The 15,410-nt window shown below is 63.4% G+C and carries 15 protein-coding genes and 1 pseudogene; 9 read left to right on the top strand and 7 right to left on the bottom strand.

What is annotated here, in order from left to right:
- Nucleotides 1–27: 27 nt before the first annotated feature.
- Entirely contained in the window at nt 28–309 is a 282-nt protein-coding gene (locus tag QC818_RS00955) for a sll1863 family stress response protein (RefSeq protein WP_309650953.1), read from the bottom strand.
- A gap of 504 nt (nt 310–813) precedes the next feature.
- On the opposite strand from QC818_RS00955, the gene QC818_RS00960 reads away from it, so the two are divergent.
- From QC818_RS00960 to QC818_RS00970, 3 genes are all read left to right on the top strand, one after another.
- A complete protein-coding gene (locus QC818_RS00960; protein WP_309650954.1) occupies nt 814–2,484 on the top strand; it encodes a GMC oxidoreductase in 1,671 nt (556 codons plus the stop codon).
- A 116-nt stretch (nt 2,485–2,600) separates the two neighbouring features.
- The gene (locus QC818_RS00965) at nt 2,601–2,951 is read left to right on the top strand and encodes a VOC family protein (RefSeq protein ID WP_309650955.1); all 351 of its coding nucleotides are present in this window, start codon (nt 2,601–2,603) and stop codon (nt 2,949–2,951) included.
- Between the two features lie 328 nt (nt 2,952–3,279).
- Complete coding sequence (locus QC818_RS00970) at nt 3,280–3,621, top strand: DUF427 domain-containing protein (protein WP_309650956.1); 342 nt, start codon at nt 3,280–3,282, stop codon at nt 3,619–3,621.
- 105 nt (nt 3,622–3,726) lie between these two features.
- Here QC818_RS00970 and QC818_RS00975 read toward each other — a convergent pair whose 3' ends face one another.
- The 3 genes from QC818_RS00975 to QC818_RS00985 all read right to left on the bottom strand — a co-directional run bounded on the left by QC818_RS00975 (nt 3,727) and on the right by QC818_RS00985 (nt 6,663).
- Nucleotides 3,727–4,467: a hypothetical protein gene (locus QC818_RS00975; protein ID WP_309650957.1), complete on the bottom strand. Its 741-nt coding sequence runs from the start codon at nt 4,465–4,467 to the stop codon at nt 3,727–3,729.
- Nucleotides 4,468–4,749: 282 nt separating this feature from the next.
- The gene (locus tag QC818_RS00980; RefSeq protein ID WP_309650958.1) at nt 4,750–5,745 is read right to left on the bottom strand and encodes an ion transporter; all 996 of its coding nucleotides are present in this window, start codon (nt 5,743–5,745) and stop codon (nt 4,750–4,752) included.
- 228 nt (nt 5,746–5,973) lie between these two features.
- On the bottom strand, nt 5,974–6,663 hold the full coding sequence (locus tag QC818_RS00985) for a 5'-methylthioadenosine/S-adenosylhomocysteine nucleosidase (RefSeq protein WP_309650959.1): 690 nt from the start codon (nt 6,661–6,663) through the stop codon (nt 5,974–5,976).
- A gap of 156 nt (nt 6,664–6,819) precedes the next feature.
- Between QC818_RS00985 and QC818_RS00990 the strand changes: the two genes are divergently transcribed.
- Entirely contained in the window at nt 6,820–7,656 is an 837-nt protein-coding gene (locus QC818_RS00990; RefSeq protein WP_309650960.1) for a DUF6544 family protein, read from the top strand.
- Between the two features lie 218 nt (nt 7,657–7,874).
- Here the strand turns inward: QC818_RS00990 and QC818_RS00995 are convergent, their stop codons facing one another.
- Nucleotides 7,875–8,825, bottom strand: coding sequence for an IS481 family transposase (locus QC818_RS00995; RefSeq protein ID WP_309650961.1), 951 nt, complete (start codon nt 8,823–8,825; stop codon nt 7,875–7,877).
- Nucleotides 8,826–9,163: 338 nt separating this feature from the next.
- Here QC818_RS00995 and QC818_RS01000 point away from each other — a divergent pair, with 338 nt between their 5' ends.
- From QC818_RS01000 to QC818_RS01010, 3 genes and pseudogenes are all read left to right on the top strand, one after another.
- A complete protein-coding gene (locus QC818_RS01000) occupies nt 9,164–9,532 on the top strand; it encodes a nuclear transport factor 2 family protein (RefSeq protein ID WP_309650962.1) in 369 nt (122 codons plus the stop codon).
- 343 nt (nt 9,533–9,875) lie between these two features.
- The gene (locus QC818_RS01005; protein WP_309650963.1) at nt 9,876–10,085 is read left to right on the top strand and encodes a DUF427 domain-containing protein; all 210 of its coding nucleotides are present in this window, start codon (nt 9,876–9,878) and stop codon (nt 10,083–10,085) included.
- A 12-nt stretch (nt 10,086–10,097) separates the two neighbouring features.
- Nucleotides 10,098–10,229 (top strand): annotated as a pseudogene (locus tag QC818_RS01010) (DUF427 domain-containing protein); the annotation flags it as partial.
- 767 nt (nt 10,230–10,996) lie between these two features.
- Here the strand turns inward: QC818_RS01010 and QC818_RS01015 are convergent.
- Nucleotides 10,997–12,199, bottom strand: a complete 1,203-nt coding sequence (locus QC818_RS01015) for an ISL3 family transposase (protein WP_309650964.1) — start codon at nt 12,197–12,199, stop codon at nt 10,997–10,999.
- A gap of 335 nt (nt 12,200–12,534) precedes the next feature.
- Here QC818_RS01015 and QC818_RS01020 point away from each other — a divergent pair, with 335 nt between their 5' ends.
- Both QC818_RS01020 and QC818_RS18355 read left to right on the top strand, forming a co-directional pair.
- A complete protein-coding gene (locus QC818_RS01020) occupies nt 12,535–12,825 on the top strand; it encodes a hypothetical protein (protein WP_309650965.1) in 291 nt (96 codons plus the stop codon).
- 565 nt (nt 12,826–13,390) lie between these two features.
- Complete coding sequence (locus QC818_RS18355; RefSeq protein ID WP_374710043.1) at nt 13,391–13,840, top strand: DUF2141 domain-containing protein; 450 nt, start codon at nt 13,391–13,393, stop codon at nt 13,838–13,840.
- Nucleotides 13,841–14,191: 351 nt separating this feature from the next.
- On the opposite strand, the gene QC818_RS01025 is transcribed toward QC818_RS18355, so the two are convergent.
- The gene (locus QC818_RS01025; RefSeq protein ID WP_309650966.1) at nt 14,192–15,304 is read right to left on the bottom strand and encodes a TauD/TfdA dioxygenase family protein; all 1,113 of its coding nucleotides are present in this window, start codon (nt 15,302–15,304) and stop codon (nt 14,192–14,194) included.
- Between the last annotated feature and the right edge of the window lie 106 nt (nt 15,305–15,410).

Consider the following 15,410-nt stretch of genomic DNA (forward strand, 5'->3'; position numbering starts at 1 on the left):
TCGGGAGCGCCGGCGAGCGCCCCGGGCTTACTTGAAGCGGGAGCGCGCCTTCTCCAGCGACTCGTGGAAGGCGCGCCAGGCGTCTTCCGCCCCGGCCCGGATATCGCCCCAGGCCTCGTCGCCGGCATGGCGCAGCTCGTCGAGCTTCCGGCGCATGTCCTCGCGCCTCGCCTCGAGCCGCTCGAGGTCCTCGTCGATGCGCGCCTCGGCCTCGGCCCGCCGGGCGCGCGCCTTCAGCTTGTCCACCTCGGCCTGCAGTTCATCCAGCTGGGCGCGCAGCTTCTGCTCGTAGGCGTTGCGGTCGCTCATGGGGCCACTCCTGTTCGTCTGCGGGTAGGGGAACCTTGAAGATAGCCCGTCGCGGGGCGTCGGGCGCATACGGCTCGAGTCACACCGACGTCTCGATCTCGAGTGCACGCTGCCGTGTTGCTCCGGCCCTCGCCGACCTTATCGGAATAGCCAGGGCGCATTGCCGACTCGATCCAGCGAAGTCCGGGAATACTCATGCTTTAGTGCTAGGCTGAAGATCAGATAACCATAGCGATGCCGCCAGTGCGCAGGGAGCCACCACGGCCATGGATACTCCGCCCCGTATCGATCTGCCCCGCATGATCGTTGACTAGTGATACCCGATGACTCCCTCCGTCCCGGCACCACGCAAGGGCAAGTGACCGAGAGTGCCTCGGCTCGAGCCTCTCGGAGAATGGAAACCACACAGCGTAGGGAGTGACTATGGGTACTGCAGCAGCCAGCCAGAACCTTCAATACGGTTATCCGACCCCCGGCCCCCAGGACCCTTCCGGACAGCGGGTCATGGATCATGTCTTCTTCCTGTCCAATGCCGAGTGGAAGGCCGCACGCGAGAGCAACCAATATGACTATGTGGTGGTGGGGACAGGCTTTTGCGCCCTGGGCTTTGCCCAGCGCGTCCTGGAGGCAAACCCTCACAGCCGCATCCTGATGGTCGAGCGTGGCTCCTTCTTCCTCCCGGAGCATTTCCAGAACCTCCCCCTGCCCTTCAAGGACACCCTGGGGGGCCTCTCCGAGACCTTCCCCTGGACCCTGTCCGCCACCACGGCCCTCGGGCAGGATGGCCCGGTCCGCTGGCAGCACGGCATGGTGCCGTTCTTCGGTGGCCGCTCCACGCTGTGGAGCGCCTGGTGTCCCCGGCCGAACGGTGACGAGTTGGCGGGCTGGCCGACGGCCACCATCGAGGCCGCACATCGTAACTTCGCGACGGCCGAGGCCCTGCTGCGCGTGCAGGACGCCGATCGGATCGACCTGGAGCGCAGCAAGGAAGAGCGACGCGTCATCGGGATGGGGAGGCCCGTGTATGGTCCCTTGCAGCATCGCATCCAATCGCTGCTGCGAGAGAAGGGCGAGAGTGTCGACGGCATCTACCGGACCCAGGCGGCCCCCCTGGCCTGCGCCTCGGAAAACGTCAACGGCATCGACTTCCAGAAGTTTTCCACGCCGGGCGATATCCTGGCGTTGGCCGATCGGCAGGCCAAGCTGAACGCCGCCGGTAAGGGGGCGAGGCTGGATATCGTCACCGGTTGCACGGTAGAGAAGATCCAGCAGCAGGAGATCGATGGAGCACGGCAGGCCACCGCCCTGGAAACCTCGCGTGGCGTGCTGCCCCTGGGAGAGGCCAAGCTGATCCTGGCCATGGGCACCCTGCCGCCCACCACGCTTCTGCGCAATTCCTTCCCCGACACCCAGGCGCTCGGCGAGCGCTTCTCCGCGCACTTCATCAGCTCCATCGTCGCGCGGGTGCCCAAGACCTCACTGGACCCGCAAGGGGAGTTCGGCGACCTGGAACTGAGCGCCTGCTACGTCGCCGGCGTGGCCGACGACAGCTACGAACAGCAATTCCATATTCAGCTATCGTCGCTGTGGGATGTGAATCCGGCGAAGAATGCCGGCAAGGCCCTGCGCTACATGCCGGATGTGGTGGCCACGGCCTCGCAGGCCCAGCTGCAGACCTCCGAGGGCTACGTGGTGTTCGTCTGCGCGGTGCTGGGCGAGCTGGATTACGACAACCCGGATTCCTGGTTCCTGCGCAATCGCCTGGACGGCAATGTCACCACCAACTCGCTGCTTCAGGTGAAGGAGAACTCTCAGGATTATCGGACCTGGGATGCCATGGACAAGGCCACCTTCGGCATCCTCGAAGAGGCCCTTTCACCGGAAGGCGCCGCTCAGGTGGAGTACTGGCATGGTGACCCGGATGAGGGGGAATGGAGCGCCGAGCGCCCCGGCCGGCACCAGCGACGGGTCGATGCCCTGGTGCATGAAAGCTCCACCCTGTATCTGGGAGAACAGGAGTCCGCCCCCGTGGACCTGAACTACCGCTTCAGGGGCAGCAATAACGTGTATGTGACGGGCGGCGGGCTGTGGCCGCGTGGCGGCTCCTGGAACCCGACGATGACCATGGTGGCCCTGGCTCAGGATCTGGCGGATAAGCTGGAGAGCGCCGGATAGCCGGGGCGTGGCCCCATTGCCCATGGCCGGCCGCCCAGGGGCGGCCGGCCATGGGCCGTCCACTGCCATCCTGCTGAGATCATCGGGGGCTGTCCCCGATGAACCCGAGGTGACGGATGAAGGTCAAGCGCATCATGGCCAACACGGCCACGCAGGACCTCGACGAGGCGGAGGCCTTCTACGGAGGTCTCCTGGGCCTGGAGCGGCTCATGGATCACGGCTGGTTTCGCACCTACGGCTCGGACGAGCGGATGCGGGTCCAGGTGAGCTTCGGCACGGAGGGCGGCTCGGGAACGCCGGTGCCGGATCTCTCCATCGAGGTCGACGATCTCGAGGCGGCGCTGGCGCGCGTCGAGGAGGCGGGCGTGCCCATCGAGTACGGCCCCGTCAGCGAGCCCTGGGGCGTGCGGCGATTCCATGTCCGCGACCCGTTCGGCAAGCTCGTCAACATCCTGCAGCACGAGTGATTGCGCCGGGGCAGGACCCGGGCAATGTTCGGTGACCCCGCGGTGCGCCGTCGTCGACCTGCCGCGGCCGAGCGCCGAACAAGGCCGCCGATCCCGAGCTCAGGGAAGGCGGGAAGTGCTCACCTGGATGCATGGCGGCATCATCGGCATCGGAGCGTCCTGCAAGCACCAGGTGACGCTGCCCCGGTGCAGGGTCGCCTCGCTGGAGGATCCCGCCGGGGGCCATGCCCGCCTGGAAGGAATGCCCGACGGGGCATCGACATCCCTCAGGATGACAGCCATCCCCGGACGCCCTAGGCTGGCGGCGAACCCCATGCCAGGAGCGACCATGGCCGAGCAGACCCCGCCACGCATTCGCCTGCATGCCCACGAGCGCCGGGTGCGCATCTATCACGGCGATGTCCTGCTCGCCGACACCCGGGCCGCCATCGAGCTGCGCGAACGCGGCTATCCCCACCGGCAATACCTGCCGCGCGAGGCGGTGGACATGGCGCGGCTCGCGGTGTCCGCCACCGTGACCCACTGCCCCTTCAAGGGCGACACCACCTACTATTCCCTGCCCGATGTCGCCGACGTGGCCTGGTGCTACGCGCAGCCGATCGATGCCATGCGCCCCATCGCCGGGCGCCTGGCCTTCGATGCCGCCAAGGTCACCCAGCGGATCGACTGAGCCGCGGGGCCGGGCCGGTGGACCGCCATGCCCTGCGCCCTTCGCGCGGGCGCGGCCGGGAGGGGAACGAGGCGCGCTCGCCGATGCGCCGAGCGCCGCGGCGGATCAGCGGTAATGGTCGAACAGGCCATGCCGCACCCGGACGCCGGCGTCGCCGTCCGGGGTGAGCCAGAGCTCGTGCGTCTTGTCGTCCTGGGTGAAGCGCACCCGGCAGACAGGGAAGCGGGTCGTGACGCCCGTCTTCGAGGTGGCCTCGACGCGCTGACAGTTCATGGTGCGTGCATCGGGGATCGTGGTCTCGGGATAGGGAAGCGTCGCCTCCAACAGTGACAGCACCAGTACCGCGTTGATGGCATGGGCCAGCAGGCCGATACGCGCCGGCCGGCGGCTGCCGACCCGCAAAACGCCCCATGCCCCGAAGGCGACGATCCCGAGCGTGATTCCGGCCGCCACGTAGCCGAAGGCCGACGGGGACAGCATCTGGAACGGCAGGGTGTCGTACCACGCCATGCCCAGCACGACCGGCATCACGAACATGGTCAGCGCCACCATCGCGCTCTGCCGCCCGCTGTCGTGTGCCCCGAACAGCAAGACCAGGTAGTTGGCGATCAGCAGCCAGGCGAACAGCAGGGCGATTAGCCCGCCGTAGGGCGCCACGATCACCAGGAAACCGGCGATGGGAAAACCGCAGGCCATCAGCAGGATGCCGACGCCCAGGCAGATGCCGGCGATCAGCGGCCCCCAGACCGGGAAAAGCCCCATTATCGCCCTGCCGATCAGGCGATTGGTCGCTTGCGTGACGCGGTTGAAGGGTTGGCGTAACGCGTACTGGGGGTTGAGCGACATGTCACCTCCTGTGAGCCTCCGGCCGTCCGTGCCGGCGGGGCTGGTCCGTGCCCCGGGCGAATCGTGAGCGCGCAGCATACGCCCGTTTCGGCTACGATCGCCAGCGACGTGGGAGCGACGCCTGGTGTCGCCGAGCCCCTGGCCATCGCCGCGGCTCGCCGCCCCTTCCGCGGGGCATGCCAGGCCCGCTCGCTGGCCCCGCGGGGAAGACGACGCCATCCCGGCTCGGCCCCGCGCCGGCGAGATCGCTTCGTCCTGTCGCGGGAGCCCCGGCCTTCTGCGTCACCGGTACCGGTGCTGCCAGCCCTTGACCGCGATCTGCTCCTTGAGCAGTTCCAGCATGTCCACCAGCACCTGCTCGGTGATCTGCTCGGTATGCGGGTCGGTGCGCAGCCAGGCATCGAAGCCACTCTCGGCCAGGTGCTCCACCAGCGACGAGAACTCCGCCGACTGCAGCCCCGCCAGCGCCTCGTCGACCAGCCGGCAGGCCAGGTCGGAGAACGAGGCCTCGAGCCCCCGGGCCACCTGGCCGCCCAGCGGCAGGCGCCCGAGGCGGCGGATCTCCGGGCTCTCCGCCAGGGTGCGTCCGACCAGGCCGTGCACGTAGCGCAGGGTGTCGTCGCGGTTGTGCTCATAGGCCTCGCCCGCCATGGCCTCCAGGCGCTGGCTGATCTCGTGGATCAGCGCCTGCTTGCGGGGCCGCACCACCCGCTCCATCACCGGGGCGGAGAGCCCGTCGCCGGCGCGGATCTCCTGCTGGACGTTGTCGAGCATGCGGATGGCGATGCGGTCGGTGAGCTCCTCCAGCAGGATGTCGTAGTACTTGGCGACCACGGAGTAGAGGTACCAGCGGCGCACGTCGATCAGGCCCAGCCGCTGCAGGCGGTGCAGCAGCGAGATGACCCGCAGGATGCGCAGCAGCCGGAAGCCGCCCACCGGGATGCAGCCGAGCACGTCGTACCAGTGCACGAAGGGGTAGAAGAACCAGCGGTGGTAGTGCCGCTCGGCGATGGCCACCGCCCAGCCCAGCAGCACATCGAGCAGGAAGACGGCCACGAAGGCCAGGTCGATGGTGAGGAAGTGGGCATGGATGTGCCGGTCGTAGGCGCCGTGCAGGCCGGGCGCCACGGCCTCGAAGGCGGCGTTCAACGGCGGCAGCAGGAAGAGGCTGTCGAACAGCAGCAGGGCCAGGTTGGCGATCACCAGCACGATGATCAGCAGGTCCCACACCAGGTGGGCCCGCTCCAGGGCGGGCGAGGTCGTGCGGGTGGCGGGCATGGCGCCTCCTTAGCGGTGCCGGAACGTTCCTTCCTCACCCAGCCTAGAGCGTCGCGGCGTTGGTGGCATGACAAGCATGCCCGCGCTGCCCCTTACGTTCGCAGCCCGGTTCGGCACGGTGAGAGTGCTCTTCGTGGGAGCGATCTTCAGATCGCGAAAGATGGCGGCACCCAGACAGGCGATGGCCTCGAGCCCTGTGGAAGCGGTCTTCAGATCCGGCGCGGCGCATCAGGTCTTCAGCAGGCCCTCACCGAGCGCCTCGCCCAGGCGGTCCACGGCGGCGGCCAGCTTCTCGTCGATGACGTGGAGATATTCCGTCCAGTCGTCGACGTGGTGCAGCTCCGCCTTGCCGTCCGAGATGCCGCGCAGCACGACCAGCGGCACCGAAAAGCGCGTGCAGGCGCGCAGGCAGGCATAGCTCTCCATGTCCACCATGTCGGCGGCGATGGCGTCGTAGGCCGCGCCCGAGACGATATCGGCGCCGGTCGAGAGCGTCGCCTCGCGAATCCCCGGAATGCGCAGCGGCAGGGACAGGGTGGCCGGCAGGTCGAGGAAGGGCGTGACGCCCTTCTCGAAGCCCAGCGGCGAGGCGTCCATGTCGCGGTAGGAAACCGACGTCGCCTGATAGACCGCGGTCTGCTCCAGCGCCCGGCTGCCCGCCGAGCCCAGCGACACCACCAGGTCCGGCCGCCGCCCGCGGGCCTCCAGCTCGGCCAGCGCGGCGGTGAGCTCCACCGCCGCCTCGACCGGCCCCACGCCGGTCATGAAGGGAGTAAACCTCTTCATGAGATGCGGGCCGTACTCGGCGTCCGCCGCCATCACGAAGAGCACGGAGTGGTTGCCCAGACGCGTCGGCTCGGCCACGCCAGGCTCACTCACGGCTTCGTCCCGGGAGTCGTGGGTATGGTGGTTCGTCATGGACGCTGCCTTTCTTGCCAGGGTTTGCTTCGTCCCAGTGTACTGTGTTGATCAAGCGGCCACAGCTGACGGGCAACGGTCCCGTAAGCGATGCCAGACGGCAGCAGGGTGACACACAGGAGACGAAGGATGGCGCATGCGGGAGTAGGCGTTGGCGTGCTGCTGGCACTGGGACTGGTAGCGATACTAGCCATGCAGGGGTGGCGTCTGGCGGATCGGCGAGCGGCAGATTCGGCATGGTCATCTCTGCAAGCGAAGGCGCCAGCGTCCGTCGAGGTGTTCGAAACGGCCATGGTCGAAGACCTGCCCGAGGCGGCGCGCCGCTATTTCCTCTACACCATCGCACCGGGCACGCCGCTCCACCGGGTCAGCGAGATTCACATGGCGGGCGAGATCGGGCTCGGCGACAAGGAAACGCCCGGCTATCGCCCGATGCGGGCCCATCAGATTCTGGCGCCGCCCCATGGCTTCGTCTGGCGGCTCGAGGCAGGTTCGGGCGCCATGCGAATGAGCGGCTCGGACGGGATGGTAGACGGTCGCTCCTGGACCCGCTTCTGGCTGAACTGGACGCTTCCCGTCGTCAGGGCGGGGAGCGACGAGGACCACCTGCGCTCATCGTTCGGTCGGGTGGTGGCGGAATCCGCATTCTGGGCGCCGGCAGCCTTGCTTCCCCAGCAGGGCGTGCGCTGGGAAGACACTGACGCGCCGGGCCGGGCCAGGGCGGTGATCACACACGGCAAGCTGGAACAGGCGATGGAGATCGCCGTGGCCGAGGACGGGCGGCCGCTCTGGGTCGAGATCCAACGCTGGAGCAATGCGAATCCGGAAGGGCAATGGCGGTACCAACCCTTTGGCGGCTATCTCGACGGCCATCGCGACTTCGGCGGATTACGCTTGCCCACAAAGGTCGAGGGTGGCAATCACTTCGGCACGGAAGCGTACTTTCCTTTCTTCCGCGCGAGGGTGGAAGCGATTCGCTTCCCGGAGCCATAGGGCTTCATCGTTTACCGGGCTCCGTTGGCCTGGTACCTGGGTCTGAACATCCATCGGTGCAGGACCGATTCCCGCAATGAGCGCAGCCCGGGATCAGGGGCTCATCGCCGGCACGAGCGGGGAGTCGAGCCAGGCCTATTGTTGCCGCAACGAACAGCGGGCGCGAGAACCTCTCAGCGGCCTCCTGTTTTCCCCGAGTTCATCGACAAGTCCTCCGGCTAGATGTGTAAACCCACCAGGTTGTTCACGGAAAGCCCCAGTCGGCTAACCGGAGGCTGATAGTTCAGGCTGGCATGTGGCCGATGCCAGTTGTACTGGTGGAGCCAGGCGGGCAGATGCTTGCCTCGCTCCTCCGAGCTCTCGTAGGAGCGCGCATAGGCCCACTCGCGCAAGGCGGTTTGAATGAACCGCTCGGCCTTGCCATTGGTGCGGGGCGTATAGGGGCGAGTGCGCTGGCGTTTCAGCCCCAGCCGCCGGCACAGGCGGTGGAATGCCTTGGATTTGTAGCAGGCACCGTTGTCGGTCAGCACGCGCGCGAAGCGAACGCCCAGCCCTCGGTAATACCGCACGGCCTCCAGCAGGGCATAACACGCACTCCAGCCGGTTTCATCGGGGTAGCGGGTGCCGTAGGCCACCCGCGAGTGATCGTCGATGGCGATGTGAACATACTCCCAGCCGGCGCCCGGCGTGTTCTGCTGGCGATCGCCGGTGACACGGTGCCCTGGGCGCTCGAAGCGACCGAGCTTCTTGATGTCCAGGTGCAGGAGATCCCCCGGCGCGTCATGTTCGTAGCGGTTCTCGGGGCGGGCAGGCGCCAAGGCCGAGAGACGGTTCAGCCCCTCGCGTGCGAGCAGTCGAGCGACCGTGCTGTGCCCGATGCCCAACTGCTCGGCGATCTGGCGGTAGGTCTGACGCTGCCGACGCCGCTCGATGACCTGCTCGAGGGTGTCGTCAGAGGTCGCATGAGGACAGCGGCGTGGGCGAGACGAGCGGTCCTGCAGCCCAGCCTTGCCCTCTTTCCGGTAGCGGCGCACCCACTTGTAGACGGTCCGTACACTGATGCCTTGCGCCTGGGCGACCTCCGCTGGCCGAAGCCCTTCGTCGATGACTCGACGGACCAGCAGGGCTCGACCATGAGGAGTGAGACGGGCATGCTTGTGGGTGTTCATCCGGGCCTCCTGGAGAGATTGGTTGGTTCGCATCTCCAGTCTTCCGGGTAGGTTCCGGATGAACAACCTACCGAGAGATCACAGCTAGATTATCCTTCTTGTAGGGCGTTCCTCCCGGAGCATTTCTCTCCGTCTGTCGCGCCAGGATCGAGCATGATGGTGGGCATGGCCCCTGTAGTGAGTGTCGTCATTATCGTGCTTGAAAAGGATGACGTATGAAGATCTGCAACGAATGAAGGGTGACGTTACCAGGCGTTAATCAGGGCTGATGAATCTAGTACACCAGGCCTCATCGAGGAAGTGGATGACCTGCCGATTGCGGAGGGGAGGGCGTAGCGATGAACGCAGTTGAACACTTGAATACCTATGCGGAAGGGTGGACCAAAGGCAATGCCGAGACGATTCTGAAGGCCGCCGCGGATGACTACACATTCGATGACCCCAATGTGGGCGTGGTGACCCGGGAAGCGTTTACGGAATACCTCGCCGGCTTGAAAGAGGCCGTTGCGGCGCAAGGGGACGGTCGAGTGCCAGACCCCTTGATGGAACTCACCGAGGTGCTCACTCATGAGGAGAATGGGGGGGTTACGGCTTCATGCTGGTGGACCATCCCGGGCACTGCGATCCAGGGAGCCGGACTCATCAAGGTGGACGACAGCGGCGTGCATTCCGAGGTGATCACCTATTACGCCAAGCCTGGCGGATGAAGGAGGTGTGAAACCACGATGGGGGCGATGAAGTCGCACGGCACGATCCGCAACGGATCGCGGTTGCCGGGCATTACTCACGCCTCTCCGGTCACGCCGGCGATCAGCGTCAGCGGCGACTCGACGAGTCAATCGAATGGACCAGGAGGCGGCGCCCTCGGCACAGTGCAGTTGGGATGATCGGCCCAGAGGCCTTCGAGGCCCGAAGTCGCGTAGGTCAGTGTTCAGAATCGTTGGGTAAGATCACACGACTCATGGGAAGACGCCCTTGCCCCGGATCGAGTGACAGCCTCCCCCATGTACCCTAAGCTGGTTGAGACGCCAACCAGCAAGGGAACTGCCGATGGCCGACCACTTCCTACCTCGCATTACCCTGCATCCGCACACTCGGCGGGTGCGTATCCTTGATGGCGATACCCTGATCGCTGATACCTGTAACGCCAGCGAATTGCGCAAGCGTGGTTATCCGCAGAGGCCTGACCTTCAAAAAGAGCTTCCACGAGCGGATGTGGATATGTCGAAGCTCTCCGTTTCTTCTGCCGTGACGCATTGACCGTTCAAGGGGGACACCACCTATTACTCGCTGCCCGATATCGACGAGGTGGCCTGGAGCTATGAACGGCCGATCGACGAGATGAGGGCGATTGCCATACGGCTGGCTTTCGATGCTGGCAAGGTAACGGAGCTTGTGGAGTGATATCGGTTATCGACCCAAAGCGGTCCTCCCTGGAAACACGGCATGCTCGTTCAGCCGTGTTATGAAGCCGGCATGATGATCGATGTTATGCTACCGAGTTATACTTGGTTTCTTTGAATTTCAAGAGGACGGATCGTGAATGGTATGCGGTATAACCTGAATTAATGTGCCGGCGCGTTCAAGTAAATAAATGTGCTGGCAGTCTAATGCCTGTTAGAAGTTCGAGGTGGCTGTGGCTGACTCCCGCGTAAGTCTAATAAAGACTAACCCCGAGGTACTGATTGGCAACCTTCGCGGGGAAGTCGGGGAAGCTATTACCAATTGGATAATTTTGAGGCAGCTAATCGGTTCAGCGAATCATCTGCAAGCTGATGATGTTCAGGCAGATATGAAGAGCGAAGGCCTCGCATTTATCTACGCAGTAAGAGATCGGATCAGCAATGACCTGGTGCTTACGTTGGCAGAGCTTTCGGAACAGAAGATCGGAAAAAACTACGTTCTATTTCTCGTCTGAAAAGCTAGGAACACGAACACTGCAGGACGAGGTCCAGGAGTTCAGACGGCTCATGGTGGCTAACAAGCTAAAAGAAAAAAGAAATCGTGAGATTGCTCATCGTGAACAGCCGGAAGAGTGGCCTAAGAAAGGTGATATCAGGATCACATATGCAACTCTAACTGTCGCTGTGGCGAAGGCGATTCGGCTGATGAGGAAAATTGATTCAGGGTTTTTGGGGAAATAAGCTCTTGTATAATGGCAAAAAAATGGTTCATCGCACTTTGCCGGGAAACGCGGCACGGATCTTCAGGAAGAAGTACGCCGTGTCGCGGTACCCATAGGCCATCCGCTTGATGACCTTGATCCGGTTGTTCATGCCCTCCAGCACGCTGGTGTTCAGTTGGTGCCGGGCGCTGGATACGATCCCGTCCAGATAGGGCGCCAGCTTCCTGGTGAAGCCGACCAGAGCTTCGATGCCACTGCCGAGGGCCATCTCGGACCATTCCTTCCAGGCATGGCGAGCCGTCGTTTCATCCTTGGCGAACCAGAGCGTCTTGAGCTGATCTTTGAGGACATAGGTCGTGGCCAGGGAAGCATTGGCGGCCAGCAGCTCCTCGAGCTTGATCGTCTGCTCGGGCTTCAGGTTGCTGGCATTGCGTAGTAACAGCCAGCGACTCCCCTTGATCACCTTGCGGGCTGCCTTGTCGTGCCGCAGCTGGTTGGCCTGGTCGACACGCACCCGGTCCATGACCTCTCGTCCGTACTTGGCCACCACGTGGAAACGGTCATAGACCACCTCAGCGTTCTCGCACTGTGCTTTCACCTCCTGATCGAACGCCGAGTTCATGTCCATGGCGACCGCCTCGATCTGCTCCCGCGCCTCACCCAGCCACTCGAAGAACGGACGGATCGCCTCACGGGATCGGCCTTCGCCGATCCACACGACTTGCTGGGTCTCGGCACAGGCGATCACCGTGGCGTAGCGCTGCCCCTTATGCAGGGCGAACTCGTCCATCATCAAGCGGCGGAGCTGCTTGGGGTCCGGGGTCGGCAAATCGCGTTGCAAGCGCTGCTTGTCGAGGGTCTTGACGGTATGCCAGCTCTGTCCGGTCAGATCGGCGACATGTTGGATAGGGAGCAGTGCCACCAGCCGTTCCACCCACTGACGCAGCGTATCGGTGACGGAGGACCGGCCGGGCAACCAGTCGATCCGCTCACGCGTTGGGCCGCAGACGGGGCAGCGCAGTCGCCGGACCGGAATGTCCAGCGACACTCGATAGATCAGCAGCGGCGCCTCCCGAACACGCCGGTAATGCACGTCATGCACCAGAAAACAGGCATGGTCACAACCGCTGCAGACCGGGGGCACATGAGGATCCGGTGCCAGCCGGATAAGCAGGGTATCGGCGTCGAGAAAGGTTTGCTGGACGGGGGTGAAGCCTTTCCAGAACAGGCAGAGCGGGGTAGCATCCATGGCAACGGCGGTGTCCGCAGGCTGTCGTTTTGGCGAATATCAGCTTATCCGGATTCACCGCCGTTTCTCTATTCTGCCTGCCCTCAAGGGCTCTACCCGTTTCACGCTGATCTGCGAAGAACCAAAAAAATGCGAGCAATGCGATATGACTTGGCTATGCCCGCACGAGCCAAATACCTGCTTCTTCCTCACATGGCGGGATAGCCGATAATTTCTAAAAAATGCAGGCAAGGGACGCTCCTGACGTCGCGCCCCTGCTGCTAGCGTTATATCAGTCCGCGCTGAGCGTCCGCTTCTGGCCGAATGGGGAATGTTAGTCTACCCTGATGATATGGATGAAGCAGATTATGCAGCAGAGCGGACGCCTTGCGGGGGTGATTCCGCTTTCTTTGATACAGGGGATTGCCATGCAAGATATAAGTCGGCTTGAGGTTGGCATGACCACAAAGATCGGCACGGATCAGGTGAAGAATCCTGAGGTGGGCAGGGAGTATGTCCGGGGGTTCGATTCTAACAGCTGGCTCTTGTTTGCCGAAGACCCGGCTGAGGATCGGCCAGTTGTTGTTCGCATTGATAGTATCGACGGCGATGTGTGTCACTGCACGGTCACAAGAAAGCTAAGTTGATAGCTGGTCTAAACCTTATGCCTGCTCTCGCCCTAGCTGACTACGGCTGCGTGCGAGCCGAAGAAATGTTGTCAGACCTCGATGGCAATACATTTCGCGATCAGATCAGCGACTGGCCGTCCGTAGTCGGCAAGCGGACGGCGCTTAAGTGCGGTTCGCTCAATGCTGTCGGGCCTGCAAGAACGTTCAGTGTTTGCTTTGCCTAACAGAGCGTCTTCCCTTGGCGCGCCGAGAGACGATTTGTTCTGGCGTTATACTAGCTGTTTGCGATTGACCGCTTTTGGCCGGATGCAGAGCATCAGGCTATATTGATTAAACTGGTGCGGCAGTTAATGACTAACGCGGGCTTTCCGGAAAAGGTGCTGCCGGTGTGGTCACCCGGGGCAACCATAGGCCCGGATGCCATCTCGGGGAGGCCCCTATCTATCCTCACACGGCGCCCGGCGTCAGTGGGGGATTCAACTAGGCTCCGCAGAGCGGAGCCATGAGGGAGATCATGAGTGAGTCAACTCCTCGAAAGTCCGCGTTGGCCTCCTCTGTCAAGCGTCTGGTGACGCGGGTTCCCATGAGCGTTCGCTGTGTAGCATTGTGCGCAGTGCTGGTATTTGCGAATCTTCCCGCCAGTGTCCTAGCCCAATCACCATGCTCGGGAATTCATGTAAAGATTCTGGACATAAACAACAGCACTGGAGCCGTAGCGTGCGCGCTTTTCGCATCGCCAGTGGGGTTTCCTACTGAATTTCTTCACTCCGCAACCAATATCATGGTAATAAAAATTCGGGATACACAGGCGCGTTGTGACTTTTTAAGCATACCGCCGGGGACGTATGCGTTGGCTGTCATTCATGATGAAAATATGAACGGAAAGCTTGACGCAAACTGGCTGGGGGTCCCCACGGAAGGCTACGGTTTTTCAAACGACGCAACAGCCAGGATGAGTGCACCTTCATTCGATGCCGCTAGTTTTCCATACGGTGGGCGAAACCTAGATCTGACGATCAGCTTGAATTACTGAGCGATCTTCTCATGGACACTGAAGAGTTCTTTAAATCCAGGACGCCCATTCAGAGATTGCTTCGCATAGCACGTCGCTCAAGCGGACGTCGGCTTTGCAGCCGCCGCTTAGCTTCCCCTTTCATATCAGTATATTCTTAATGTCTGCTATTCACCGAAAGCGGACCACCAGTGCAGGTTGAGGATAGTAGCTGAAGCTGATCTCCCCAATCCACTCACTCGCATCACCGTCTCTGCGCCGCGTCCATCAACTGGCCGCGGCCGGTTGATGGCGGTGTAGACCGCTTCCCGCGTCAGGACCTGCCATGATCGGCCCCTGCTGTCAGCTGATCTCGGGCCACGCGAGCTTTCATCAGTTCTGCATGGGAACGCGGTCATCCCACCGAAAGCCGATGCCGCCGCCCTGCCAGACTCCCTTGCCCTGGGGATTGGGGCCATAGATATCGACCTGAAGCGGCAGCCCGAAGCCTGGCGCCAGGTCATGAACGCCGCGCACGGTGCTTCGGTGCATGATCCGCAGGCCCTGCTGCTCGACCGGCAGATGGGCCTCGGGGGCGGCACGATGCGCCACGGCGAGGTTGTCGATGAACACGCAGTCGTTTTCCTGGTACTCGTAGGCGGTGGCGTAGCCGTTCTCCAGCCCGGCATTCAGGATGTCGTTGTACTCATGACAGAGCTGCGTCAGTTCATCGGCATTCAACAGGCGAAAGGCCTCCTCGTCGGGCAGCTTCTCGATCACCGCCCCCGTCATGCCCAGGTGCATCCAGATGCACTTGCGCCGAGAGGTGGGGTGCTCGTGCACCAGGGGGTGAACGGCGCCTGAACTGGAGTTCACCGAGGAAAGGCGACTCCAGTATGCCTTGCGATCCTCCGGGAGGGCGTCGTAGGCGGCACCCTGATGGGCGAAGTAGGTGCCGCCGCCTTTCTCGGCCGGCCGGATGATGTGGTAGCCCGAGTGCGAGAAAGGGGCCGTGTTGAAGCTGCCGTCATTGTGCCATTGCGGTCCCACCCCGGGGATGCCGTGACGACGGTCGTTCGAGAGGCGGAAGATATGCGGGTTGCCGCCAGGCGTGGCCGTGTGCACGCCATGGGTGCTGTGCAATTCCTTGCCGCCCCACCAGCAGCTGGCCCGGAGAAAGTCCTCGGGCGCCAGCGGGGTGTCGTTCTTGAAGACCAGGAACCCGCAGTTCGCCATCTCGCGTTCCAGGGCGTCGAGGACCTCGGGCGGCGGCGTCTCCCCGGAGGACAGGTCGATGCCCTGCACCTGCGCGCCCAGTGGGTCCAGCGGGGTGATGGTGCCGCCGAAGGCTTCGATGGTGGCCAGGCGTGACGGGGCCAGGGGCGGGAGTGTCGATTGACGGGATGGCAATGCCGACCTCCTGTGGTTGAGCGCGATGCCAGCAGGATGGAAGCGCTGCCGAAGGCGTCGAGGTGGCAGGGTGTGCCAGCGGGGCGCCGCCGTCATTCGCGCACAGGATGTATGTGCGGGGCATGCTGACAGAGACGCTGCCGTTTTCCAAACACGGGCCAGGAGGGGGGGGCGCTGCGCCCGGCGGCGATACCTCCCAACC

It is taken from the genome of Halomonas koreensis, assembly GCF_031451675.1.
In the GTDB taxonomy this organism is placed as follows: Bacteria; Pseudomonadota; Gammaproteobacteria; order Pseudomonadales; family Halomonadaceae; genus Halomonas; species Halomonas koreensis.